Origin of the sequence: Limnohabitans sp. B9-3 (assembly GCF_002778325.1) — a bacterium.
In the GTDB taxonomy this organism is placed as follows: domain Bacteria; phylum Pseudomonadota; class Gammaproteobacteria; order Burkholderiales; family Burkholderiaceae_C; genus Limnohabitans; species Limnohabitans kasalickyi.
In genome coordinates this window covers 55,733-74,363 of sequence record NZ_NESI01000012.1, presented here as the reverse complement: position 1 = coordinate 74,363, position 18,631 = coordinate 55,733, and the positions used below count along the sequence as shown (strand labels likewise).

Sequence of the window (18,631 nt, the reverse complement as noted above, 5' to 3'; positions counted from 1 at the left end):
ATGGGATGGCTGAACCGCCCAAGGCGACAAGCGCTCTTTTAGCGCCGGTTCTTAGCTTCTGCTTTGGCCTCTGCTTTGGCCTCTGCTTTGGCGTCGATCTTGGCGTCTGCTTTTGCATCGGCTTTGGCAGATGCTTTGGCATCGGCCGCGGCCTCTTGCTCGGGCGTGTCGGAGCGCTTGGGGGGCCAAGGCACGCTGGCTATCGGACGTTGCTTGCCAATGGGGCGTGTGGCCTGCCCTTTTTGCACCGCCTCGATGTCCTCTTGCGAGGGATACTGGCCCATCAACACAAAGTCAAACACGCGGCGCGCAATCGGTGCCGCGTTTTGTGCGCCAAAGCCTGCGTTTTCCACCACCATCGCCAACGCCACCTTGGGGTCGTCAGCGGGTGCAAACGCCACAAACAGCGCGTGATCACGCATGCGCTCATCAATGGTTGCCGCGTTGTATTTCTCGTTTTGTTTGACGGTAAAGACCTGAGCCGTGCCTGTCTTACCCGCGCTGACATAAGCCGCGCCCACGAAGCTAGTGGCAGAGGTACCCTCAATGTTGACACCGATCATGCTGCGCTTGATGATCTCTAAATTCTCGGGCGAAAACGACAGTTGCCCCACAGGCTCTTTGGCCACAGGCGTGGCGACTTTGGTTTCGACGTCCAGCACCTCACGCACCAAATGCGGCTTCATCTTCAAACCGTTGTTGGCCACCGTGCCCATGGCATGCGCGACTTGCAACATGGTGAAACTGTTGTATCCCTGACCAATGCCCAGCGAAATGGTCTCGCCCGCATACCAACGCTGTTGATCGGGGCGTTTGTAGGTGGTGCGCTTCCACTCGGTAGAGGGCAGCACGCCGCGGGACTCGCCTAAAATATCGATGCCGGTAATTTGACCAAAACCTAAGGGCTTCATCTGCTCATACATCAGGTCCACACCCATGTCACGCGCCAACAAGTAATAGTAGGTGTCACAAGACTCGACGATGGATTTGTACATATCCACCATGCCGTGTCCGCCTTCTTTGTCATCGCGGAACCGGTGGTTGCCGAACATGAAATAGCCTGGATCAGCGATCAGTGCTTTCTCTGTCCGCTTGCCCGTCTGGAGAGCAGCGAGGGCCATGAACGGTTTGTAGGTGGAGCCAGGTGGATAGGTACCACGCAAGGCACGGTTGAGCAGCGGCTTGTCGATGGACTCGTTGAGGGCTTGCCAGTTTTCAAAATCGATGCCATCGACGAACAAATTCGGGTCAAACGTGGGCTTGCTGACAAACGCCAAAATCTCACCTGTTTTGGGGTCTAACGCCACCAACGCGCCTCGACGATTGCCGTACAAGTCTTCCACCAACTTTTGCAGCTTGATGTCAATCGACAGCACCACGCTGTTGCCGGGTACGGCTTGGCTGCTGTTGAGGCGACGCACGGCGCGGCCGCCCGCCGAGGTTTCCATCTCTTGCACACCGGTGGTGCCGTGCAATTGGACCTCATAACTTTGTTCCACACCGAGCTTGCCGATGTAGTCGGTGCCCCGGTAATTGCCTGCGTCTTCGGACTCTTCGATCTTGGCTTTTTCAGCGGTATTGATGCGCCCGATATAGCCAATCACATGACTGGCCAATTGGTTGTAGGGGTAGTTACGAAACAAACGCGCTCGAATTTCAACGCCCGGAAAACGAAAGCGCTGCGCCGCAAATCGCGCCACTTCTTCGTCGCTCAAGCGCGTACGAATGGGCACCGATTCAAAGTTTTTGGACTCGGTCATCAGCTTTTTAAAACGCCGCTTATCGCGGCTCTGAATGTCGATCACGCCAGCCAGTTGCTCGATGACTTCTTCCAACGGGACCACGATTTTGGATGGGGTGATCTCCAAGGTGTAAGCCGAATAGTTGGTGGCCAACACAATCCCGTTGCGATCCATGATCACGCCGCGGTTGGGAACGATGGGGACGATGGCCGTGCGGTTGTTTTCGGCCTGCTCGCTGAGGTCGTCGTAGCGAATGACCTGTAAATAAAACAAGCGCACCACCAACAGTAAAAATGCCAGCAAGATGAAGCCAGACACCACCACCACCCGCGATCTGAAGCGTTGCAGATCGAACTCGATGTTGCGAATCACGCTCATAGCGGCCGATTGACGTCGGGGTTAGGCGCGCGGCGCTGAGGGGCGAGCAACACCACACTCACCACAGGCCACATGACGGCCTCAAGGAAGGGCGCCAAAAAGATCGCCCAGCCAGGAAACAAAGCGCCGGACATCATGCGCACAGCCAATTCCATGGCGTGTGCCGCAGCAAAGATGGGCAGCACTTGCATGGCTTGCGAAGGCACGGTGAACCACAGCAAGCGGCGATGGATCAAGGCGGCCATGAAGCTCAACGCCGAGTAAGTCAGTGCGTGCTGACCCAACAACGAAGACTGGTGCACGTCGGTCACCAAACCAAAGAAAAATGCCACGCCAACGCCCACCATACGGGGTTGATGCACACACCAAAACACCAACGTCAAAGCCAAGAAATCGGGCACCCAAGCGGCATGGCTGATCAAACTCATGTGCACCAACATGTTGGCCAACAGCGCCATGATCAGGGTGAACAAAATGAACAAAGGATTGGCCGGCAGCAACAGCTGGTGGCCACGCGGCATGATCATCGGCGCCCCCCTTTGGTATTGGCAACAGGCTGAGGCTTTTCAATGGAGGGGCGCGAGGGCATTTGCGTGTTCAGCGGCTCCAACACCATCACATGGCGCGCGCCCTGCACGCGCCCTACAGGCTCGCACAAGATGCGGGCAAACGTCGTTTCGGCACGACGCTCCACCTTGGTCACTTTAGCCACCTGAACGCCCGCTGGGTAAATGCCATCCACGCCGCTCGTGGACAACATGTCGCCCACTTCGATGTCGGCGTTGGTGGCCATAAAGCGTAGCTCTAACAAGGGCGCTCCGCCCGATTCGCCATAAGCCACGCCACGCGCACCGGTGCGGGTGTTGAGTACGGGAATGGAATGTTCACGGTCGGTGACCAAGGTCACCTCGCTCACCAGCGGCAACACACGGGTAACTTGACCCAAGATGCCTTGCGCATCCATCACGGGTGCGCCAACTTTGATGCCATGCGTCAGCCCGCGGTCGATGATGAGCTTGCGGGTGTAGGGGTCAGCAGCGTCATACAACACCTCGGCAGCAACGCCTGTGGTGGTCAAGCGCTCGCGCAAGGCCAAGAGCTGACGCAACTGGTTGTTTTCAAGGGTAAGTTGGTCGACTTGACCCGAATGCTTTGCCTGCACCAGCAACTGCTGACGTAACTCACGCTCGGCAGCCTGCGCTGTGTCTCGCGCCTCAAAGTAACTGCCACCGTACTCCGCCAGCGCTTGCGGACGCAGCGCCAACCACTGCACCGGATAGAGCACCACCGACATCGCCGCCCGCAAAGGCTGGGTCACCCCAAATCGAACGTCAGCCACCATCAACAGCACCGACAAGGCGCTGAAGAAAAGCAGCTTCGAGACCGCAGAGGGCCCCTGTTTGAAAAAGGCGGGAGGCGGGCTGCCCAGAGTGCCCAGTGGCACGGAATTACTCGCTTGTGAAGATGGAGCCTAAGCGCTCCATGCGCTCCAGCGCCAGACCGCAACCGCGCACCACGCAAGTCAACGGGTCTTCGGCCACCAAAACAGGCAAGCCTGTTTCTTCAGCCAACAAACGGTCGAGGTCACGCAACAACGCGCCACCGCCGGTGAGCATCATGCCGCGCTCGGCAATGTCTGCGCCCAACTCGGGAGGGGTTTGCTCCAACGCGTTTTTCACGGCGGAGACGATGTTGTTGAGTGGGTCGGTCAAGGCTTCCAAGATTTCGTTGGACGAGATCGTGAACGAGCGTGGCACGCCTTCAGAAAGGTTGCGACCTTTGACTTCCATTTCCTTGACTTCGGAGCCAGGAAAAGCAGAACCGATTTTTTTCTTGATCGCTTCAGCCGTGGGCTCACCGATCAACATGCCGTAGTTGCGGCGGATGTAGTTGATGATGGCTTCGTCAAACTTGTCGCCACCCACGCGCACACTGCCTTTGTAGACCATGCCGCCCAAAGAGATGACGCCCACTTCGGTGGTACCGCCACCAATGTCGACCACCATCGAGCCCGACGCTTCCGACACAGGCAAGCCCGCACCGATCGCCGCGGCCATGGGCTCTTCGATCAAAAACACTTCTGATGCGCCAGCGCCCAAGGCGGATTCGCGAATCGCGCGACGCTCGACTTGGGTTGAGCCGCAAGGCACGCAAATGATGATGCGGGGGCTGGGCTTTAACACCGAGCGTGGGTGCACCATCTTGATGAACTGCTTGAGCATTTGCTCGGTCACGGTGAAGTCGGCGATCACGCCGTCTTTCATGGGGCGAATGGCTTCGATGTTGCCGGGCACTTTGCCCAACATGGCCTTGGCTTCGTGGCCCACGGCTTGGATGGTTTTTTTGCCTTGAGGGCCGCCTTCGTGGCGAATCGACACCACAGAAGGCTCGTCCAACACGATGCCTTTGTCGCGCACGTAAATCAGGGTGTTGGCGGTACCTAAGTCAATCGCCAAGTCGGTGGAGAAATACCGACGAAAAGATCCAAACATCACTGTCCTCTCTGGCCTTGACGGAATCGTCAAAGCACCATATTGCGGGGTGGTCGCGAGCGCGAGCACAAAGGCGGGATAATACCGCATCGCCCGTAAATCACGGGTTTTTTGCTTAAGTTACCGCCCCACCACCTATGTCCCTGAACGACCAAGACATCAGCCGCATCGCCAATTTGGCCCGGCTTGAGCTGCAGCCTGACGAACAAGCCCGCATGCTGAGCAAAATTAACGACTTTTTCGGCATCGTCGCGCAAATCAGCGCGGTCGACACCACAGGCATCGTGCCCATGGCTCACCCCGTAGACGCCATGCAAGGCGCACACATTGAGCTGCGCCTGCGCCCCGACGTGGCCAGCGAGCCCAACCAACGCGACCTGAACCAACGCAGCGCCCCCGCCGTGGAGCGTGGTTTGTTCTTGGTTCCCAAAGTGATTGAGTGAGGCCTTTCGCATGACACATTTGCATGACATGGGCGTGGCCCAACTGGCCCAAGCCCTCCAAACCAAACAAGCCAGCGCCGTCGAGGTCGCCACAGCTTTTCTGGCACGCACCGGCGGCAACCCACACAACGCGTATTTAGACATCGACAGCGAAGTCACCCTGGCCCAAGCCCAAGCCAGTGATGCCCGCATTGCCGCAGGCACAGCAGGCCCGTTGGAAGGCGTGCCCATTGCGCACAAAGACGTGTTCGTCACCCGCGATTTCGCAACCACCGCTGGCTCCAAAATTTTGAGCGGTTACCGCTCGCCGTTTGACGCCACTGTGGTGCAAAAACTCGGGGCTGGCGTGAACGGCCAAAGCGGCGCGGGTATGGTGACTTTGGGCAAGGTCAATTGCGACGAGTTCGCCATGGGCTCTGCCAACGAAAACTCCGCCTATGGCGCGGTGACCAACCCGTGGGACACCTCGCGTGTGCCTGGCGGTTCATCGGGCGGCAGTGCTGCCGCTGTGGCAGCGCGTTTGGCACCTGCTGCAACGGGCACCGACACCGGTGGTTCGATTCGCCAACCCGCCAGTTTTTGCGGCATCACCGGCATCAAACCCACCTATGGCCGCGCGAGCCGTTACGGCATGATTGCCTACGCATCCAGCCTCGACCAAGCCGGCCCCATGGCTCGCTCTGCCGAAGACTGCGCGTTATTGCTGTCTGCCATGTGTGGCTCTGACCTTGACCGTGATTCCACTTCACTCGACGTGCCTGCAGAGAACTTCTCTGCCAAGCTCGGCGACAGCTTGCAAGGTTTGCGCATTGGCATCCCCAAAGAATTTTTTGGCGACGGCTTGGCCGCCGACGTGCGCACTGCGATTGACGCAGCGCTCAAAACCTTGGAGGCCCAAGGCGCCAAGCTCGTGCCTATCACGTTGCCACGCACCGAGTTGGCTATTCCTGTGTACTACATCATCGCGCCCGCCGAAGCCAGCTCGAACCTGAGCCGCTTTGATGGCGTGAAGTTTGGCCATCGCGCCAAGGATTACACAGACCTCGTGAGCATGTACAAAAAGACCCGCGCCGAAGGTTTTGGCGAAGAGGTCAAACGCCGCATCATGACCGGCGCGTATGTGTTGAGCCACGGCTACTACGACGCTTACTACCTGCAAGCGCAAAAAATTCGCCGCATGATTGCGGACGACTTCCAACGCGCGTTTGCCGAGTGCGATGTGATCGCCGGCCCCGTCGCCCCCACGGTCGCATGGAAGCTGGGCAACAACGCCAGCGATCCGTTGGCTGATTACTTGGCCGACATCTTCACCCTGCCCGCCTCATTGGCTGGCTTGCCCGGCATGAGCGTGCCTGTGGGTTTTGGCGCTGACAAAATGCCCGTAGGCCTGCAACTCATCGGCAACTATTTGCAAGAAGCACGTTTGCTCAACGTGGCGCACCAGTACCAACTGAACACCGATTTCCATAACGCCAAGCCGGAGGGCGTTTAAATGACTGCACCCAAATTAGTCCAAGGCTACGAAGTCGCCATCGGCTTCGAAACACACGCCCAGCTCTCCACCAAGAGCAAGATTTTCAGCCGCTCCTCGGTGGCGTTTGGCGCGGAGCCCAACACACAAGCCTGCGCGGTGGACATGGCCCTGCCCGGCACGCTGCCTGTGATGAACATTGGCGCGGTAGAACGTGCGATTGAGTTTGGCTTGGGCGTCAACGCGCACATTGCTGAGCGCAGCATCTTTGCGCGCAAAAACTACTTCTACCCCGACCTGCCCAAGGGCTACCAAATCAGCCAGTTTGAGATTCCGGTGGTGCAAGGTGGCGAGGTGTCGTTCTTCTTGGAAGTTGGCAAAGAGACCGTGCACAAAACCGTGCGCTTGGAACGTGCCCACCTTGAAGAAGACGCAGGCAAATCGCTGCACGAAGATTTCATTGGTCAGTCAGGCATTGACTTGAACCGTGCTGGCACACCGCTGCTCGAAATCGTCACGCAACCCGACATGCGCAGCAGCGAAGAAGCCGTGGCTTACGCCAAAGAGCTGCACAAAATCGTCACGTGGATTGGCATTTGCGACGGCAACATGCAAGAAGGCTCGTTCCGTTGCGACGCCAACGTGTCGGTGCGCAAGCCAGGCGCACCTTTGGGCACACGCCGAGAAATCAAAAACTTGAACAGCTTTAAGTTCATGCAGCAGGCCATCGACTATGAAGTGCGTTGGCAAATCGACCAAATCGAAGACGGCCACGCCATCCAGCAAGCCACGGTTTTGTTTGACCCCGACACCGGCGAGACCCGCGCCATGCGTACCAAAGAAGATGCCGCCGACTACCGCTACTTCCCCGACCCAGACCTGCCACCGTTGGTGATTGGTCGCGACTGGGTGGAGCGAGTGAAAAGCGAAATGGCCGAGCTGCCACGTGTCATGGCCGAGCGTTTTGTGCGCGACTATGCGCTGCCCGAATACGATGCGACGCAACTGACCCAAAGCAAGGCCACAGCGGCCTACTTTGAAGCCGCCGCCAAAGCATGTGGCCAAGCCAAACTGGCCAGCAACTGGATCATGGGCGAGGTGTCACGCCGCCTGAACGTCAGCGAAATGGCGATTGAGCAAGCGCCTGTGAGCGCAGCTCAACTGGCCGCACTGATTGGCCGCATCAGCGACAACACCATCAGCAACAACGCTGCGCGCCAAGTGTTTGATGCGTTGTGGTCTGAAGGTGGCGAGGTCGACGCCGTCATCGAAGCCAAAGGCCTCAAACAGATGAACGACACCGGCGAGCTGGAAAAGATCATCGACGACGTGCTGGCCGCCAATCCCAAGAACGTGGAAGAGTTCAAGGCTGGCAACGCCAAGGCGCTGAATGGTTTGGTTGGCCCGATCATGAAAGCCAGTAAGGGCAAGGCCAACCCGGGGCAGGTGAATGCTTTGTTGATGAAGAAGCTGGGTTGATCATTACTGCGCAATGACTAAGCCTTACAAAGAAATTCCGTAGTTAGGACACCTTAGCCCTCCTCATTCAAGATGAGGATGACTTTGCAGAACTGACCGATCGGATTTCTTGAAGACTATTTTTTGCAGCAAAGATTTCGTGTTTTTGCTCAGGCGTCAGTTCGTTGAAGCCCTTTATTTCATCTAGTTTGCCTAGAATTTTCTCTAGGGCAAACTGCTGACGCTCAAGGTCCCGTATTTTCCTTAACAGTGTGTCAGCTAGCGTTACGGCACCAAACTTTGCATCCACATCCCATACGACTCCCTCGCTGGGCTTCATTTGATGCAGCAGGGCACGGTTTAGATCTATGCAGCTGGCCATTTGAAAATATATGCCAATCAGCACGATCAGGAGCAGTGTTGCGATGATGTTCAGGTATGTCATGTGTTTTTGTCTCTTGAGTTTCAGAATATCTTGGACATCACTCGCGCCTGTTTTTTCTTATGCAGACGGCCAATCAATTTCGCGGTGCATTGGACTGAATAGGCAACACCGAGTCCGATCAACGACATCAGCAAGGTGAACAATACGTACACATAAAGCCCGACGCCTTGAGCAATCATGTCTCGGTCGTTAGTTGGTTCCAGATGCGTTTGAAGCTTGTCAGCAAGCACGCCTCCCAAAGTGACGAAGATGTGAAAGATCGCGAATGTGATCAGTGCTTTTTTGTGGAAGCTCATGATTAAATTATCGGTTGATGAATTCCAGAACGACTCTGACTTCCTCGATCGTTGTGATGAACCATTCATCACCCGGAGCATCTTCCTTCCAACGTCCACGAGCCTTGAGAACTGCGTGTATAGCGTCTTCAATTTGTGCCACACGTTGGACCTGCCAGCGTCCGAGAATTTCGGGACGCTCAAAGAAACCTGAGCCTTTGCACTGACCATAGACACGGGTCTCTACATCCGCCGCAGTCGTCAATCCCACTTTGATGGGGAAAGGCTGATCGACCCGCTTGATGGCTGGGAATGTAAAGGCGTAAATCCACCCATTGAACTCAACGGTGGGTTGGTCTTCTACGTTTTCGTCAGTGTCTTCGTCAGCCTCTTCAATGACCTCAGTGTCCGACTTGAGCCGGTACATCCCCGACTTACCAAGCCAGACGAATGGCGATTCAGAACCTCGCTTCGCTCTAAGAGAGACAAAGAACTTCAAAGCCGATCCCACTTGCTGCAACTTCCCGTCAGTGTCACGGGCTGGATAGGTCATGGCTTGCTGCTCGTCGCTCAAATAACGCCCAATCACGCGGTTGGCGACTGGCAGAAGTTTGAAGGGCTCACCTATCATGGCCTCGGGTTCACTGGCGATTTCGTTCAGCAGGTGATAACGCGCCAGCCGATAGCAAAAGGATGCGTTCGGTTCAAAATCAATTGGCAGAGGTTTCATGTTGCGCCTTCTCAAAACTCAACCACGACTATAAACCTCCGAAAGCCGCTTTCATCGAATCACCCCAACTTCTAACTACACTTAATCCGTGCTTTCAACGTGATATCAGATAATTAGATGCCCCCTGCTTTCATTTCGCCAATAAAATCCATACGTTTTCTCTAAAATTTCCATATGAAATACTTTGTCGCAATATTAATATTTTTTTCAGGCGCTTTAACGTCAAGTGTTTTTGAGTGGCAGCATGAGATCACCACGGTAGAAATTTTAAATACCAGCAACCAACCTGTTCGCCATATAGATATTCGCTTAGAAGGATCAGGACAAGAAATGAACGGACGGATTGCTAAGGGTCTGAAATCTAATAGCGCCTTTATATTAAAGTGGGTCACGCAAAGCGAAGCAAGCTTTGATTACGTTGTAACGTTTGATGATGGTCATCAGGTGTTTCGCAGTAGTACGTACACATCCAGAGGTCGAAAGGTCATAGACGAAATTTCAGATCATACGATTACTGAAAAAACAACCGATATGCTGCATACATCAACCACACTTAATGTGACAAAACATGAATAATCCACAGCTAATGTGGAATTAGGTCAAGACCTTATTTGAACGAATATATATTTTAAATAAATAACGCGACAGCCACTAAATTCCATACTCATCGCGTATTAGCCATCATATTTATGTCCAACACACCAAGATCCCCGCACAGCCCACTGGAAGACATTCAAGGCCTGCTCACTGGCTGCCTGTTTGTCGCGCTGGGCGTGTGCATGTTTCGCGAGGCAGGGCTGTTCACGGGTGGCACGACCGGCGTGGCGTTTTTGACGCACTACCTGCTGGGCTACCCGTTGGGCGCCGTGCTGTTTGTCATCAACCTGCCGTTTTATGTATTTGGATGGCGCAAGCTCGGCCACCTCTTCACCGTCAAAACATTTGCCGCCGTGGGCCTGCTGGCCGCCTATGTGGAGCTGTTGCCACAGTGGATCGGGTTCGAGCACCTCAACCCCGTCTTTGCCGCCGTCATGGCGGGCTTGCTGGCGGGCACGGGCATTTTGATTTTGATCCGTCACGGCGCCAGCCTCGGCGGCGTGACCATCATGGCCATCTACTTTCAAAAGACACGCGGCTGGCGTGCGGGCAACGTGCAAATGGCTGTCGACTTTGTGATCTTGCTCGCCGCCTTTGCCGTCTCTGATGTTCAAAAAGCGCTGCTCTCACTCCTTGGCGCTGTGGCCTTGAACGTGGTGATTGGCGTCAATCACCGCACCGACCGTTACTACGGGGTTTGAACACCATGACTCAAACCACCTTGATCCTTGTGCCCGGCCTGATGTGCGACGACACCTCATGGGGGTCCTGTGCTGCCCGCCTTGTCGGCCCACATGCCTTGCCACGTGGTGTCGCACGGCAACGCCGACTCGCTGGACGCGTTGGTGTCAACACATGAAGCAGAACAACCCTATGTCGCTCAATGGCTGTGCAACTTCTCTTGCAACCACACCTTAATGAGTGACTGATAGGGCACATCCCGCGCATTGGCTGCAACCTTGATGCTGTCGAGCAAGTGCTGGGGCAGACGCAACGAAATGGTTTTGGTCGTTGGTCGCAAGTTGGGCAGTTTCACCTTTTGCGCTTTTGTCCAGTCCACATGCGTGGTGGAGTCATGTGATTCCCAATAGGCGCGTTCTTGCGCCTCGGTCTGAAACTTGGGGATGGATTGTTTAGCTGTCTGCTTGTTCATAAACACTGCGCTCCTTTCTGTGCATGTTTCGAGCCGAAATCACGCGGATCAATTCTCCGGAGCGGCGCAAGGTGAAAGTGATGTGCAATTGCCGCCCATCATCTGTTTGCCCCAGTGCATGAAGCCGCACCTCGCTTAGGCTGTGCGCCACATCGTCCAGCAAAAGCAGCGGGGTATTGAAGAACACCTGCTCGGCCTCGGCCATGCTGACCCCGTGCTTGTCGTTCTTGCGTTCGTTGCCCGCATCCCACTCAAAGCCGACGATGGTGGAAAGATCAATCATGGCTTGTATATTACCATCATGTACAGAATAGGCAGCATCTCAGCACTGATCGCGCTCACAGGCCTGTCAGTGTTGGATGAGTTGATACCGAGTCCCCCGCCCCGTCCCCGTCTGCACCAGCACCCCCATATCGCACAACGCCGTGAGTTCGCGGTAGGCCGTAGCACGCGACACGCGGCAAAGGTTCACGTATTTCTCTGTGCTGATGCCGTTGACAAACCCTTCAGGCCCCACGTCATATAGTTTGTTGATCGCCTTGGTTTGCGTGGGCGTGAGTTGCGGGTGTTGCGCGCGCAATTCGGCCCAAAAGCGAGTTTTCTGCATCGCCGTTTGCATGTGTACCCAAGTGGCATCGGCAGCTTTATGTATGCATCCTGCGAACCATTGCACCCACTGCGTGACATCCATGCTCGCTTGACCCGTGGCCGCTTGCAGTTGGGCGTAGTAGCCCACCCTGTCCAGCCACATCTGCTGCGACAAACTCCACAAACGTTTGTCAGTTTTCAGGTCTTGGGCCAAGGCCATTTCGACCAGTGCCCGCCCTACGCGGCCATTGCCATCTTCATACGGGTGAATGGCCTTCAGCCAAAGATGTGCCAGCGCAGCACGCACCAAGCCATCGGTTTTGCCTAAGCTGTTGTTGAACCAGTCAATCAACCGTGTCATCTCTGCATGCACATGAACTGAATCTGGCGCCTGGTAGTGCACGGTGTCGGGCTTGCCCAAGCGCAGCGTGACGATCTGCATGGGCTCGGCATGATCGCGATAGGCGCCCGTGCGTATTTTTTGAATGCCACTGCGCCCATTAGGAAACAAGGCGGCTTGCCAGCCATGCAGGGTTTCGTGACACAACGGCTGGTGGCTTTGCGCAATGGCCGCTTGCAGCACATCGAGCGTGGCTTCAGTGCGTGCATCGCGCTCCATGGCTTTGGCATCGGCCAGCCCCAGCCGCCGAGCGGCGGAGGCACGCACCGAGTTGATTTGCAGGATCTCCCCCTCAATCTGGGCCGTGGCCATCGCCTCGTCGGCCCATCCTTGCAATTGCAAATCCCCGAAGTCCATCAATTGCAGGTGGCTTGCCAAGCCCATGACTCGCCCTTGTGCATAGCGTGCGGCGGCCAAGACCGGTTGCAGCGTGGCCAGATCAAATTGAAATTCGGGCCAGTGGGAGGATTGCCAGATGTACATGAAGCGTATTTTATGGATTTACGCTCCATTTATGAAGCGTAAATCGTGTTGCTGCGCATCTTGCATCGATCACGGCCACCTGCGTGACTGGGTACTCATGAACTTCGTAGACACTCCATCTTTGAACTGCCCCATGCATTCGCTGTCGCTCTCTTTCGGTCTTTCAACGAGAAACACACCATGACTCAAACTACCCTAATCCTTGTTCCCGGCCTGATGTGCGACGACACCTCATGGGGCCCTGTGCTGCCCGCCTTGTCAGCGCACATGCCGTGCCGCGTGGTGTCGCACGGCAACGCCGACTCGCTGGTGACGATGGCGCAGCAAGTCTTGGACAACGCGCCAGCACAGTTCAATTTGGCAGGCCACTCCATGGGTGGACGCGTGGCTTTAGAAGTGCTGCGTTTGGCCCCAGAACGCGTGTTGCGCTTGGGCTTGCTGGGCACGGGCTTTCGCCCCAAAGAAGCGGGCGCTGCCGGTGAAGAAGAGGTCAGAAAACGCCAAGTCTTGCTAGACATTGCTCACGACCAAGGCATTCGCCAAATGGCACGGACTTGGGTGCAAAACATGGTGGCGCCATCTCGGTTGAATGACACAGCTTTGATTGAAGACATCGTGCAGATGTTTGAGCGCAAATCCGAAGACGTTTTCAAGCGCCAAATCAAGGCTCTGCTAGAACGCCCCGACGCGAGCGATGTGCTGACTCACGTGAAAGTGCCCACACTGGTGATGGCCGGTGAGTTCGACGCCTGGGCCAGCCCGCAGCAACACCAACACATCGCAGACTTGGTGCCCGCAAGCCCCACCGTGGATGTCGTGGTCGGTGCGGGGCACATGATGATGATGGAAAAGCCAGAGGCGGTGACCGCGAGCTTTTTGAACTGGCTGGCCACGCGCTAAACGCGCGTCAAGCTTGCTCGGCCGTTTTGATGAGGTCTTGCGTGGTGGTGACCCATTGACCGTCGCGGTAGAGCAAAGGCATGGCGAGGTCGCTGTAACGGCCTGAGATCACCTCACCCACCATCAAGCAGTGGGTGCCCTGATCGACTTGTTGAATCAGGCGGCACTCCAAGCTCATGACCGCATCGCGCAGACAGGGAGAGCCAGACTCAAACTGATCCCATCGCAGCGGGTCAAAGCGCTCATCTCCAGACACCTTGGCTTGGCCTGCGAACAACTTGGCCAACTCGATGTGGTCCACCGTCAGCGTGTTCACGCTGAACACTTGGTTGTCGGCCATGTGCGCGTAACTGAAGGCGTTGCGGTTGATGGCACAAACCACGGTAGGCGGCTCGGCGCTCACAGACATGAAGGCCGAGACGGTCATGCCCGTGCGGTGAGGCGCTTTGCCAGTGGCAATGATGTTCACCGCCGCTGGATGCCTGCGCATCAACTGCAGAAACGACGGAGCGTTCATGCCGACACGGCTTCTAAGGGTGCGTTTGCGTTGATGGTGGACCCCAAGCCCAACGCTTGGTTCACACGCGGCATGACTTCGTTGGCCATCAACTCCATCGAACGATGGCCCAACTTGGGGTCAACCAAATCCATACCGGCGTAAACAATTTCGCCAAAAGGCCCGACCTTCTCGCGCATGGCCAAGATTTTGTCGACCACTTCGTTCACGGTGCCGGTGATGACCAACTCATCCAGCAAACGGTCCAGCGTGACATGGCTGTCGTCCTCGTCCATGTGCTTTTTGAAGATGACGTGTCGCTTGGACATCATCATCTTGGTCAACATCTGACGGTAGTAATAACGGTAAGGACTGTTGGCGTCTGCGCGTCCGTAACGGTCAGCCGTGGTCGAGTCGTCGCTGACAAAAATGGTGCGCGCCACACGCCAGTCCGCCGGATTGGCGACTTGTCCCACCTCCGTTTTGCCTTCGCAATAGTTGTCCCAATGGCTGTTGAGCCAGTGGTCCATCAAGAAGTTGGCAGACATCGGATGGAAGTCGCGTTTGCCCATGGCAATCACGCCTTTCGAAAAAGGGGCAACCACGGTGCCCACAATTTCAGGGCGCGGTTTTTGAAAAGGCTTCATCAAGAAACCTCGGCCAATTTCAGGCACCGACGTCACTTGCGTCGTGACCTTGAAACGGTTGTCAGGGAAGTCGATGTTGTAGGGCGGCTCGCGTTCCCAAATCGCCAGAATGACATCAATGGCTTCCGCAAACATCTTGTTGCGATCTTGGTCAAGGATGCCCAGGGCTTCAGCATCCGAAGCCAGCGCACCGGGGCTGATGCCCAAAATAAAACGACCCTTGGCAAGATGGTCAAACATGGCCGCTTGTGATGCCAACAGCGTGGGATGCGAGTGCGACAAATTGGAGGTGCCGCTGCCCAAGATGATGTTTTTCGTTTCTGGGATCAAGGTCGCCAAAAACAACAAGCTATTCGTGACGTTCTCCGCTTTGTCGGTCAAATGCTCACCCACAAAGGCGTCATAAAACCCCAACTTATCCGCCAAGATGATGGTCTGACGGTCTTCATGCAAAGTTTCTGTGGTGTCCCTTTCAAAGGGGTGCAGGGGCATGGTGAAGTAGCCTAAGCGCATGATGAAGTCCTGATGTTTGAGTGGCAGCGATAAACAGATGTATATCCATTCTAGAAATGGATTCGGATTGAATTTAACAAGGTGTTCCAACATACGGAATTTTTGACTAAGGGAATTCCCATGGTCAAGGCCGCTGAAATGGCCCAACTGCATGGGTTTGTATTAATAAGCAATCCGAGGGGCTTGCGGGTCCTTGATCGCGGTGCGCCAAGTCTCTGACTGGTTGGGGTTCATGCGCGCGAGCTCATACTGCGCAGACAAAATTTCAGCCTCATGCTTCAACGTCGAGGCGAGACCGTTGAGGTAACTGCCCGTCATGCGCGCAAGCGTTGACACCGCACACAAGGAACCAATGGGGTAACGGCGTCGGTCAAGCACAGGCACGGCGATGCCTGAAATACCGTTGGATGCGCGTGTTTTTGTGAGGGCATAGCCGTTCTTGCGCGTTTTCTGAATGCTTGTGGAGATCTTGCTGAACGACTTGTCATCGCGACTGCGCAATTGATTAAAGGCCACGATCTCAGCAATTTCTTCGTCCGGCAAATGCGCCAAGATGGCCAAGCTGAACGAGCCAATGCCCATAGGCCATCGGTCGTTGACCTGCAAAATTTCAGCGTTTTGTGGCAAGTGGCCTTGACGCTTGTCCAAGCACACCGCGTCATAACCACAACGAATGCCCAAGTACACCGTTTCGCCCGTGGCTTTTGCCAGTCGTTCAAACGTCGGCTGGGCAATGGCCTTGATGTCGAACACATGGCGCACCGAGATGCCAAACGCATAGACCTCAGGGCCCAACCGGTAGTTGCGGGTGCCCCAAGGACGCTCGACCAAATGCTCATCCAGCATGGCCGACAAGATGCGATGCGCGGTGGCCTTGGGCAACTGGGTGAGTGCGCTGATTTGCATCAATGCGGCACCTTGTGACCCAAAGGTCGATAGCGTGCGTAGCAGCAGTGCGGCGCGCGCAATGCTTTGCGCACCTTCACTTTTTGCAGATGAGGTCATGGTGGTAGTGCTTAAAAGGTCACAAAAAAGGTGGGGCGGATCAAGAAGACGAATGAAGTATTCCATGATTCGGAATGACTCCCACGCGGCTGTCGCCAAGATGCCACCACAGGGCGGACCCTGATTGCCAACCCATCACCGCCCACGCATACTCATTTTCGAAATTCGATGCACGTTTTCTTTCACCTGAATACAACCCGTCAACACGCACAGACGAAGGGCTATTTCTTATGAGATCGATTTGTCAGCTTAAGTTTTTAGCCTGGCTAGGCCTTGTTGGATTGGTCAGCCTAACGAGTATTGCGCATGCGCAAAGCTACCCTGTGCGCCCCATCAAAGCCATCGTGCCCTATGCCGCTGGCGGCTTTTCAGATCAAGCAAGTCGGGTGATTGCCGAAGCCATGTCTCGCAACTTGGGTCAAAACATCGTGATCGAAAACCGCGCGGGTGGCGGAGGACGTATTGGCAGCGAAGCCGTGAGCAAAATGACGCCCGATGGCTATCAGTTGCTGATGACCACCAACGGCACCAAGACCTACATGGCGGTGGTGGAAAAGTCATTGTCTTACGACCCTGTGAACGATTTCACGCCCATCTCATTGGTCGGCAAATATGGCTTGCTGATGGTGGTCAACCCCTCGGTTCCTGCTAAAAATTTGCCTGAGTTTTTGGCTTATGCACGCGACGCCAAAACCAAAGGAAAAATCAACTATGCCTCGTCGGGCATGGGCAGCGGCCTGCACTTTGCGGGGGAGCTGTTCAATGCCATGGGCAAAACAGACATGGTACATGTGCCCTACAAAGGCTCAGGCCCAGGCATGCAAGATGTGTTGGCAGGCGTTTGCCAAGTGATTTTTGATGGCGCAGCCAAACCGCAAATCGATGCAGACAAAGTCCGTCTGATTGGCACCACCAGTTCTGTGCGTGATCCACGTTACCCGGACATCCCAACACTCAGTGAAGGTGGCCTAACGGGCTATGACCTCACCTATTGGGTCGGAATTTTTGCGCCCAAAGGGCTGCCTCCCGAAATTCAAGCGCGCTTGAATGCGTCCGTCAAAACTGCACTGGCAGAACCTGATGTGCAACGCAAACTCAACGGCATGGGGATGACCTTGGTAGGCAGCACACCAGAACAAATGGTGCAAGAAATCCGCACCGAAACCGCCAAACTTCGACAAATTGCTGCCCAGATCCCAGGCGGCGTCAACTGACCTATACACAAACCAACGCATCACTTCTGAGGAACCCTTTGTATGACTCAATCCATCAACCCATCCATTCGCCGCGTCGTGACAGGTCACGATGAACAAGGCAAAGCCATCGTCGAAATCGACGAAATCTGCAGCCATTTCCGTCAAGGCCGGCCCAATGGTTATGTTTGTAATGTCTGGACCACAGACACCAGCCCCGCGAACAACAATGGCCATGTGGATGCAGGCAAACGTGAGGGCAAGTTTTCGATCATTGAAAACGGCAGTGTGTTTCGTGTCCTCGACTTTCATCCCGGTGTTCAGCAGCGCGTACACCGCACCGACTCGGTCGATTACATCGTCGTCATGTCTGGCGAGATCGACATGGAGTTGGAGTCGGGAGAAGAAGTGCACCTCAAAGCAGGCGATGTCATGGTGCAACGCGGCACCGTGCACAACTGGATCAACCGAGGCACCCAGACCTGTGTGATGGCGGTGATTTTGGTGCACGCCAACCCAGTTCAAGCTGGGGGTCAAACACTCAACGCTTTTGGTTGAGTAACAAAGCCGGCATGCAACCCGAAAAATTTACTGAGGAAATGGCGCAATGCCGGGTGCCGCGTTGTCGGGCAACCCGCGGCGCGTGGTGTTCAGCACCATCGCCAACAAGCTGTAGTAACCGCAGTGCGCTGTCATGTCTATGACGCCTTGGTCGCCAAACATTTTTTGGGCAGCGGCCCAAGTGACGTCGCTCACCGATTGGTTGTGCAGCAGCTCTTGCAAAAACTCGTACACCACAGTTTCCTCAGTGCTCATGTGCGGTGGGCGGCGACCTTCGGCAATCGCATCGCAGGTCTCTTCGCTCACGCCGGCTTTCATGGCGATCGGCTTGTGAATATGCCACTCCACCGACTGCGACCAATGACGCGCCACCAACAAGACCGCGAATTCAGAATTGTGCAAACCCACAGTGTTGTCGTAGCGCAGGTATTCACCCACTTTTTGCAAACGCCGCATCAACTCCGGACTGCGCATCAAGGGCACAAACGGTCCGCTGAGTTTGCCCCGAGGTCCACTGATCAGTTCATCCACCGCAGCACGCTGTGCATCGGTCATTTGCTCTCGGGGCATTTCGGGCAGGCGGTCAGGTTTGGGCGTGTTCATTCGGCGTCTCTGGTTAAGGTTTTAAAAATGCGTAAGGGCAATTTATCACCAAGCACCT

General features: G+C 55.6%; 22 protein-coding genes. 8 read left to right on the top strand and 14 right to left on the bottom strand.

Annotation, left to right across the window (positions count from 1 at the left end; genetic code table 11):
• Nucleotides 1-38: 38 nt before the first annotated feature.
• Genes mrdA through B9Z42_RS15600 form a run of 4 tightly spaced genes read right to left on the bottom strand, consistent with a single transcriptional unit; the run spans nucleotide 39 to nucleotide 4,612 of the window.
• On the bottom strand, nucleotides 39-2,120 hold the full coding sequence (gene mrdA / locus B9Z42_RS15615) for a penicillin-binding protein 2 (RefSeq protein WP_100134343.1): 2,082 nt from the start codon (nucleotides 2,118-2,120) through the stop codon (nucleotides 39-41).
• Nucleotides 2,117-2,647: a rod shape-determining protein MreD gene (gene mreD / locus B9Z42_RS15610; protein ID WP_100134342.1), complete on the bottom strand. Its 531-nt coding sequence runs from the start codon at nucleotides 2,645-2,647 to the stop codon at nucleotides 2,117-2,119. The genes mrdA and mreD overlap by 4 nt, the downstream gene beginning before the upstream one ends.
• On the bottom strand, nucleotides 2,644-3,564 hold the full coding sequence (mreC, locus tag B9Z42_RS15605; protein WP_100134341.1) for a rod shape-determining protein MreC: 921 nt from the start codon (nucleotides 3,562-3,564) through the stop codon (nucleotides 2,644-2,646). The genes mreD and mreC overlap by 4 nt, the downstream gene beginning before the upstream one ends.
• A 4-nt stretch (nucleotides 3,565-3,568) precedes the next feature.
• Nucleotides 3,569-4,612 (bottom strand): rod shape-determining protein, encoded by a 1,044-nt coding sequence (locus B9Z42_RS15600; protein WP_100134340.1) that lies wholly within the window; start codon nucleotides 4,610-4,612, stop codon nucleotides 3,569-3,571.
• A 137-nt stretch (nucleotides 4,613-4,749) separates the two neighbouring features.
• Between B9Z42_RS15600 and gatC the strand changes: the two genes are divergently transcribed.
• From gatC to gatB, 3 genes are read left to right on the top strand one after another with little or no spacing between them, the layout of a single operon-like run.
• Nucleotides 4,750-5,055 carry an Asp-tRNA(Asn)/Glu-tRNA(Gln) amidotransferase subunit GatC gene (gene gatC, locus B9Z42_RS15595; RefSeq protein WP_100134339.1) on the top strand — a complete coding sequence of 102 codons (306 nt, stop codon included), beginning with the start codon at nucleotides 4,750-4,752 and terminating at the stop codon, nucleotides 5,053-5,055.
• A 10-nt stretch (nucleotides 5,056-5,065) separates the two neighbouring features.
• Nucleotides 5,066-6,547, top strand: coding sequence for an Asp-tRNA(Asn)/Glu-tRNA(Gln) amidotransferase subunit GatA (gene gatA / locus B9Z42_RS15590; RefSeq protein ID WP_100134365.1), 1,482 nt, complete (start codon nucleotides 5,066-5,068; stop codon nucleotides 6,545-6,547).
• Entirely contained in the window at nucleotides 6,548-8,005 is a 1,458-nt protein-coding gene (gene gatB / locus B9Z42_RS15585) for an Asp-tRNA(Asn)/Glu-tRNA(Gln) amidotransferase subunit GatB (RefSeq protein ID WP_100134338.1), read from the top strand.
• A gap of 67 nt (nucleotides 8,006-8,072) precedes the next feature.
• Here gatB and B9Z42_RS15580 read toward each other — a convergent pair whose 3' ends face one another.
• Genes B9Z42_RS15580 through B9Z42_RS15570 form a run of 3 tightly spaced genes read right to left on the bottom strand, consistent with a single transcriptional unit; the run spans nucleotide 8,073 to nucleotide 9,434 of the window.
• Nucleotides 8,073-8,429, bottom strand: coding sequence for a hypothetical protein (locus tag B9Z42_RS15580; RefSeq protein ID WP_100134337.1), 357 nt, complete (start codon nucleotides 8,427-8,429; stop codon nucleotides 8,073-8,075).
• Between the two features lie 20 nt (nucleotides 8,430-8,449).
• Nucleotides 8,450-8,725 carry a hypothetical protein gene (locus B9Z42_RS15575; protein WP_100134336.1) on the bottom strand — a complete coding sequence of 92 codons (276 nt, stop codon included), beginning with the start codon at nucleotides 8,723-8,725 and terminating at the stop codon, nucleotides 8,450-8,452.
• Between the two features lie 7 nt (nucleotides 8,726-8,732).
• Nucleotides 8,733-9,434, bottom strand: a complete 702-nt coding sequence (locus B9Z42_RS15570) for a GIY-YIG nuclease family protein (protein WP_100134335.1) — start codon at nucleotides 9,432-9,434, stop codon at nucleotides 8,733-8,735.
• Nucleotides 9,435-9,608: 174 nt separating this feature from the next.
• Between B9Z42_RS15570 and B9Z42_RS15565 the strand changes: the two genes are divergently transcribed.
• Together B9Z42_RS15565 and B9Z42_RS15560 are read left to right on the top strand one after the other, a co-directional pair.
• Nucleotides 9,609-10,010, top strand: coding sequence for a hypothetical protein (locus B9Z42_RS15565; protein ID WP_100134334.1), 402 nt, complete (start codon nucleotides 9,609-9,611; stop codon nucleotides 10,008-10,010).
• 113 nt (nucleotides 10,011-10,123) lie between these two features.
• Nucleotides 10,124-10,732, top strand: a complete 609-nt coding sequence (locus B9Z42_RS15560) for a YitT family protein (RefSeq protein ID WP_199172104.1) — start codon at nucleotides 10,124-10,126, stop codon at nucleotides 10,730-10,732.
• Nucleotides 10,733-10,911: 179 nt separating this feature from the next.
• Here the strand turns inward: B9Z42_RS15560 and B9Z42_RS15555 are convergent, their stop codons facing one another.
• The 3 genes from B9Z42_RS15555 to B9Z42_RS15545 form a co-directional block, all read right to left on the bottom strand.
• On the bottom strand, nucleotides 10,912-11,184 hold the full coding sequence (locus tag B9Z42_RS15555; protein WP_100134333.1) for a BrnA antitoxin family protein: 273 nt from the start codon (nucleotides 11,182-11,184) through the stop codon (nucleotides 10,912-10,914).
• Nucleotides 11,165-11,467, bottom strand: a complete 303-nt coding sequence (locus B9Z42_RS15550; protein ID WP_100134332.1) for a BrnT family toxin — start codon at nucleotides 11,465-11,467, stop codon at nucleotides 11,165-11,167. Before B9Z42_RS15550 ends, B9Z42_RS15555 begins: the two co-directional genes overlap by 20 nt.
• Nucleotides 11,468-11,533: 66 nt before the next feature.
• Complete coding sequence (locus B9Z42_RS15545) at nucleotides 11,534-12,655, bottom strand: Fic family protein (RefSeq protein ID WP_100134331.1); 1,122 nt, start codon at nucleotides 12,653-12,655, stop codon at nucleotides 11,534-11,536.
• A 180-nt stretch (nucleotides 12,656-12,835) separates the two neighbouring features.
• Here B9Z42_RS15545 and B9Z42_RS15540 point away from each other — a divergent pair, with 180 nt between their 5' ends.
• Nucleotides 12,836-13,555 (top strand): alpha/beta fold hydrolase, encoded by a 720-nt coding sequence (locus tag B9Z42_RS15540; protein ID WP_100134330.1) that lies wholly within the window; start codon nucleotides 12,836-12,838, stop codon nucleotides 13,553-13,555.
• A gap of 7 nt (nucleotides 13,556-13,562) precedes the next feature.
• Here B9Z42_RS15540 and B9Z42_RS15535 read toward each other — a convergent pair whose 3' ends face one another.
• The 3 genes from B9Z42_RS15535 to B9Z42_RS15525 all read right to left on the bottom strand — a co-directional run bounded on the left by B9Z42_RS15535 (nucleotide 13,563) and on the right by B9Z42_RS15525 (nucleotide 16,216).
• Nucleotides 13,563-14,072, bottom strand: coding sequence for a flavin reductase family protein (locus tag B9Z42_RS15535; protein WP_100134329.1), 510 nt, complete (start codon nucleotides 14,070-14,072; stop codon nucleotides 13,563-13,565).
• Nucleotides 14,069-15,211, bottom strand: coding sequence for an LLM class flavin-dependent oxidoreductase (locus B9Z42_RS15530; protein ID WP_100134328.1), 1,143 nt, complete (start codon nucleotides 15,209-15,211; stop codon nucleotides 14,069-14,071). Before B9Z42_RS15530 ends, B9Z42_RS15535 begins: the two co-directional genes overlap by 4 nt.
• A gap of 162 nt (nucleotides 15,212-15,373) precedes the next feature.
• Nucleotides 15,374-16,216 carry an IclR family transcriptional regulator gene (locus B9Z42_RS15525; protein ID WP_158235977.1) on the bottom strand — a complete coding sequence of 281 codons (843 nt, stop codon included), beginning with the start codon at nucleotides 16,214-16,216 and terminating at the stop codon, nucleotides 15,374-15,376.
• Nucleotides 16,217-16,446: 230 nt separating this feature from the next.
• Here B9Z42_RS15525 and B9Z42_RS15520 point away from each other — a divergent pair, with 230 nt between their 5' ends.
• On the top strand, nucleotides 16,447-17,430 hold the full coding sequence (locus tag B9Z42_RS15520) for a tripartite tricarboxylate transporter substrate binding protein (RefSeq protein ID WP_158235976.1): 984 nt from the start codon (nucleotides 16,447-16,449) through the stop codon (nucleotides 17,428-17,430).
• Nucleotides 17,431-17,472: 42 nt separating this feature from the next.
• Nucleotides 17,473-17,967 (top strand): cupin domain-containing protein, encoded by a 495-nt coding sequence (locus B9Z42_RS15515; RefSeq protein ID WP_100134325.1) that lies wholly within the window; start codon nucleotides 17,473-17,475, stop codon nucleotides 17,965-17,967.
• 30 nt (nucleotides 17,968-17,997) lie between these two features.
• Here B9Z42_RS15515 and B9Z42_RS15510 read toward each other — a convergent pair whose 3' ends face one another.
• Nucleotides 17,998-18,573: a carboxymuconolactone decarboxylase family protein gene (locus B9Z42_RS15510; RefSeq protein ID WP_100134324.1), complete on the bottom strand. Its 576-nt coding sequence runs from the start codon at nucleotides 18,571-18,573 to the stop codon at nucleotides 17,998-18,000.
• Nucleotides 18,574-18,631 lie beyond the last annotated feature (58 nt).

What these genes read in the sequence shown, in the direction of transcription:
- mrdA (WP_100134343.1), bottom strand. Translation starts at nt 2,120, where the DNA reads ATGAGCGTGATTCGCAACATCGAGTTCGATCTGCAACGCTTCAGATCG.
- mreD (WP_100134342.1), bottom strand. Translation starts at nt 2,647, where the DNA reads ATGATCATGCCGCGTGGCCACCAGCTGTTGCTGCCGGCCAATCCTTTG.
- B9Z42_RS15600 (WP_100134340.1), bottom strand. Translation starts at nt 4,612, where the DNA reads ATGTTTGGATCTTTTCGTCGGTATTTCTCCACCGACTTGGCGATTGAC.
- gatC (WP_100134339.1), top strand. Translation starts at nt 4,750, where the DNA reads ATGTCCCTGAACGACCAAGACATCAGCCGCATCGCCAATTTGGCCCGG.
- gatA (WP_100134365.1), top strand. Translation starts at nt 5,066, where the DNA reads ATGACACATTTGCATGACATGGGCGTGGCCCAACTGGCCCAAGCCCTC.
- gatB (WP_100134338.1), top strand. Translation starts at nt 6,548, where the DNA reads ATGACTGCACCCAAATTAGTCCAAGGCTACGAAGTCGCCATCGGCTTC.
- B9Z42_RS15580 (WP_100134337.1), bottom strand. Translation starts at nt 8,429, where the DNA reads ATGACATACCTGAACATCATCGCAACACTGCTCCTGATCGTGCTGATT.
- B9Z42_RS15575 (WP_100134336.1), bottom strand. Translation starts at nt 8,725, where the DNA reads ATGAGCTTCCACAAAAAAGCACTGATCACATTCGCGATCTTTCACATC.
- B9Z42_RS15570 (WP_100134335.1), bottom strand. Translation starts at nt 9,434, where the DNA reads ATGAAACCTCTGCCAATTGATTTTGAACCGAACGCATCCTTTTGCTAT.
- B9Z42_RS15565 (WP_100134334.1), top strand. Translation starts at nt 9,609, where the DNA reads ATGAAATACTTTGTCGCAATATTAATATTTTTTTCAGGCGCTTTAACG.
- B9Z42_RS15560 (WP_199172104.1), top strand. Translation starts at nt 10,124, where the DNA reads ATGTCCAACACACCAAGATCCCCGCACAGCCCACTGGAAGACATTCAA.
- B9Z42_RS15555 (WP_100134333.1), bottom strand. Translation starts at nt 11,184, where the DNA reads ATGAACAAGCAGACAGCTAAACAATCCATCCCCAAGTTTCAGACCGAG.
- B9Z42_RS15550 (WP_100134332.1), bottom strand. Translation starts at nt 11,467, where the DNA reads ATGATTGATCTTTCCACCATCGTCGGCTTTGAGTGGGATGCGGGCAAC.
- B9Z42_RS15545 (WP_100134331.1), bottom strand. Translation starts at nt 12,655, where the DNA reads ATGTACATCTGGCAATCCTCCCACTGGCCCGAATTTCAATTTGATCTG.
- B9Z42_RS15540 (WP_100134330.1), top strand. Translation starts at nt 12,836, where the DNA reads ATGACTCAAACTACCCTAATCCTTGTTCCCGGCCTGATGTGCGACGAC.
- B9Z42_RS15535 (WP_100134329.1), bottom strand. Translation starts at nt 14,072, where the DNA reads ATGAACGCTCCGTCGTTTCTGCAGTTGATGCGCAGGCATCCAGCGGCG.
- B9Z42_RS15530 (WP_100134328.1), bottom strand. Translation starts at nt 15,211, where the DNA reads ATGCGCTTAGGCTACTTCACCATGCCCCTGCACCCCTTTGAAAGGGAC.
- B9Z42_RS15525 (WP_158235977.1), bottom strand. Translation starts at nt 16,216, where the DNA reads ATGACCTCATCTGCAAAAAGTGAAGGTGCGCAAAGCATTGCGCGCGCC.
- B9Z42_RS15520 (WP_158235976.1), top strand. Translation starts at nt 16,447, where the DNA reads ATGAGATCGATTTGTCAGCTTAAGTTTTTAGCCTGGCTAGGCCTTGTT.
- B9Z42_RS15515 (WP_100134325.1), top strand. Translation starts at nt 17,473, where the DNA reads ATGACTCAATCCATCAACCCATCCATTCGCCGCGTCGTGACAGGTCAC.
- B9Z42_RS15510 (WP_100134324.1), bottom strand. Translation starts at nt 18,573, where the DNA reads ATGAACACGCCCAAACCTGACCGCCTGCCCGAAATGCCCCGAGAGCAA.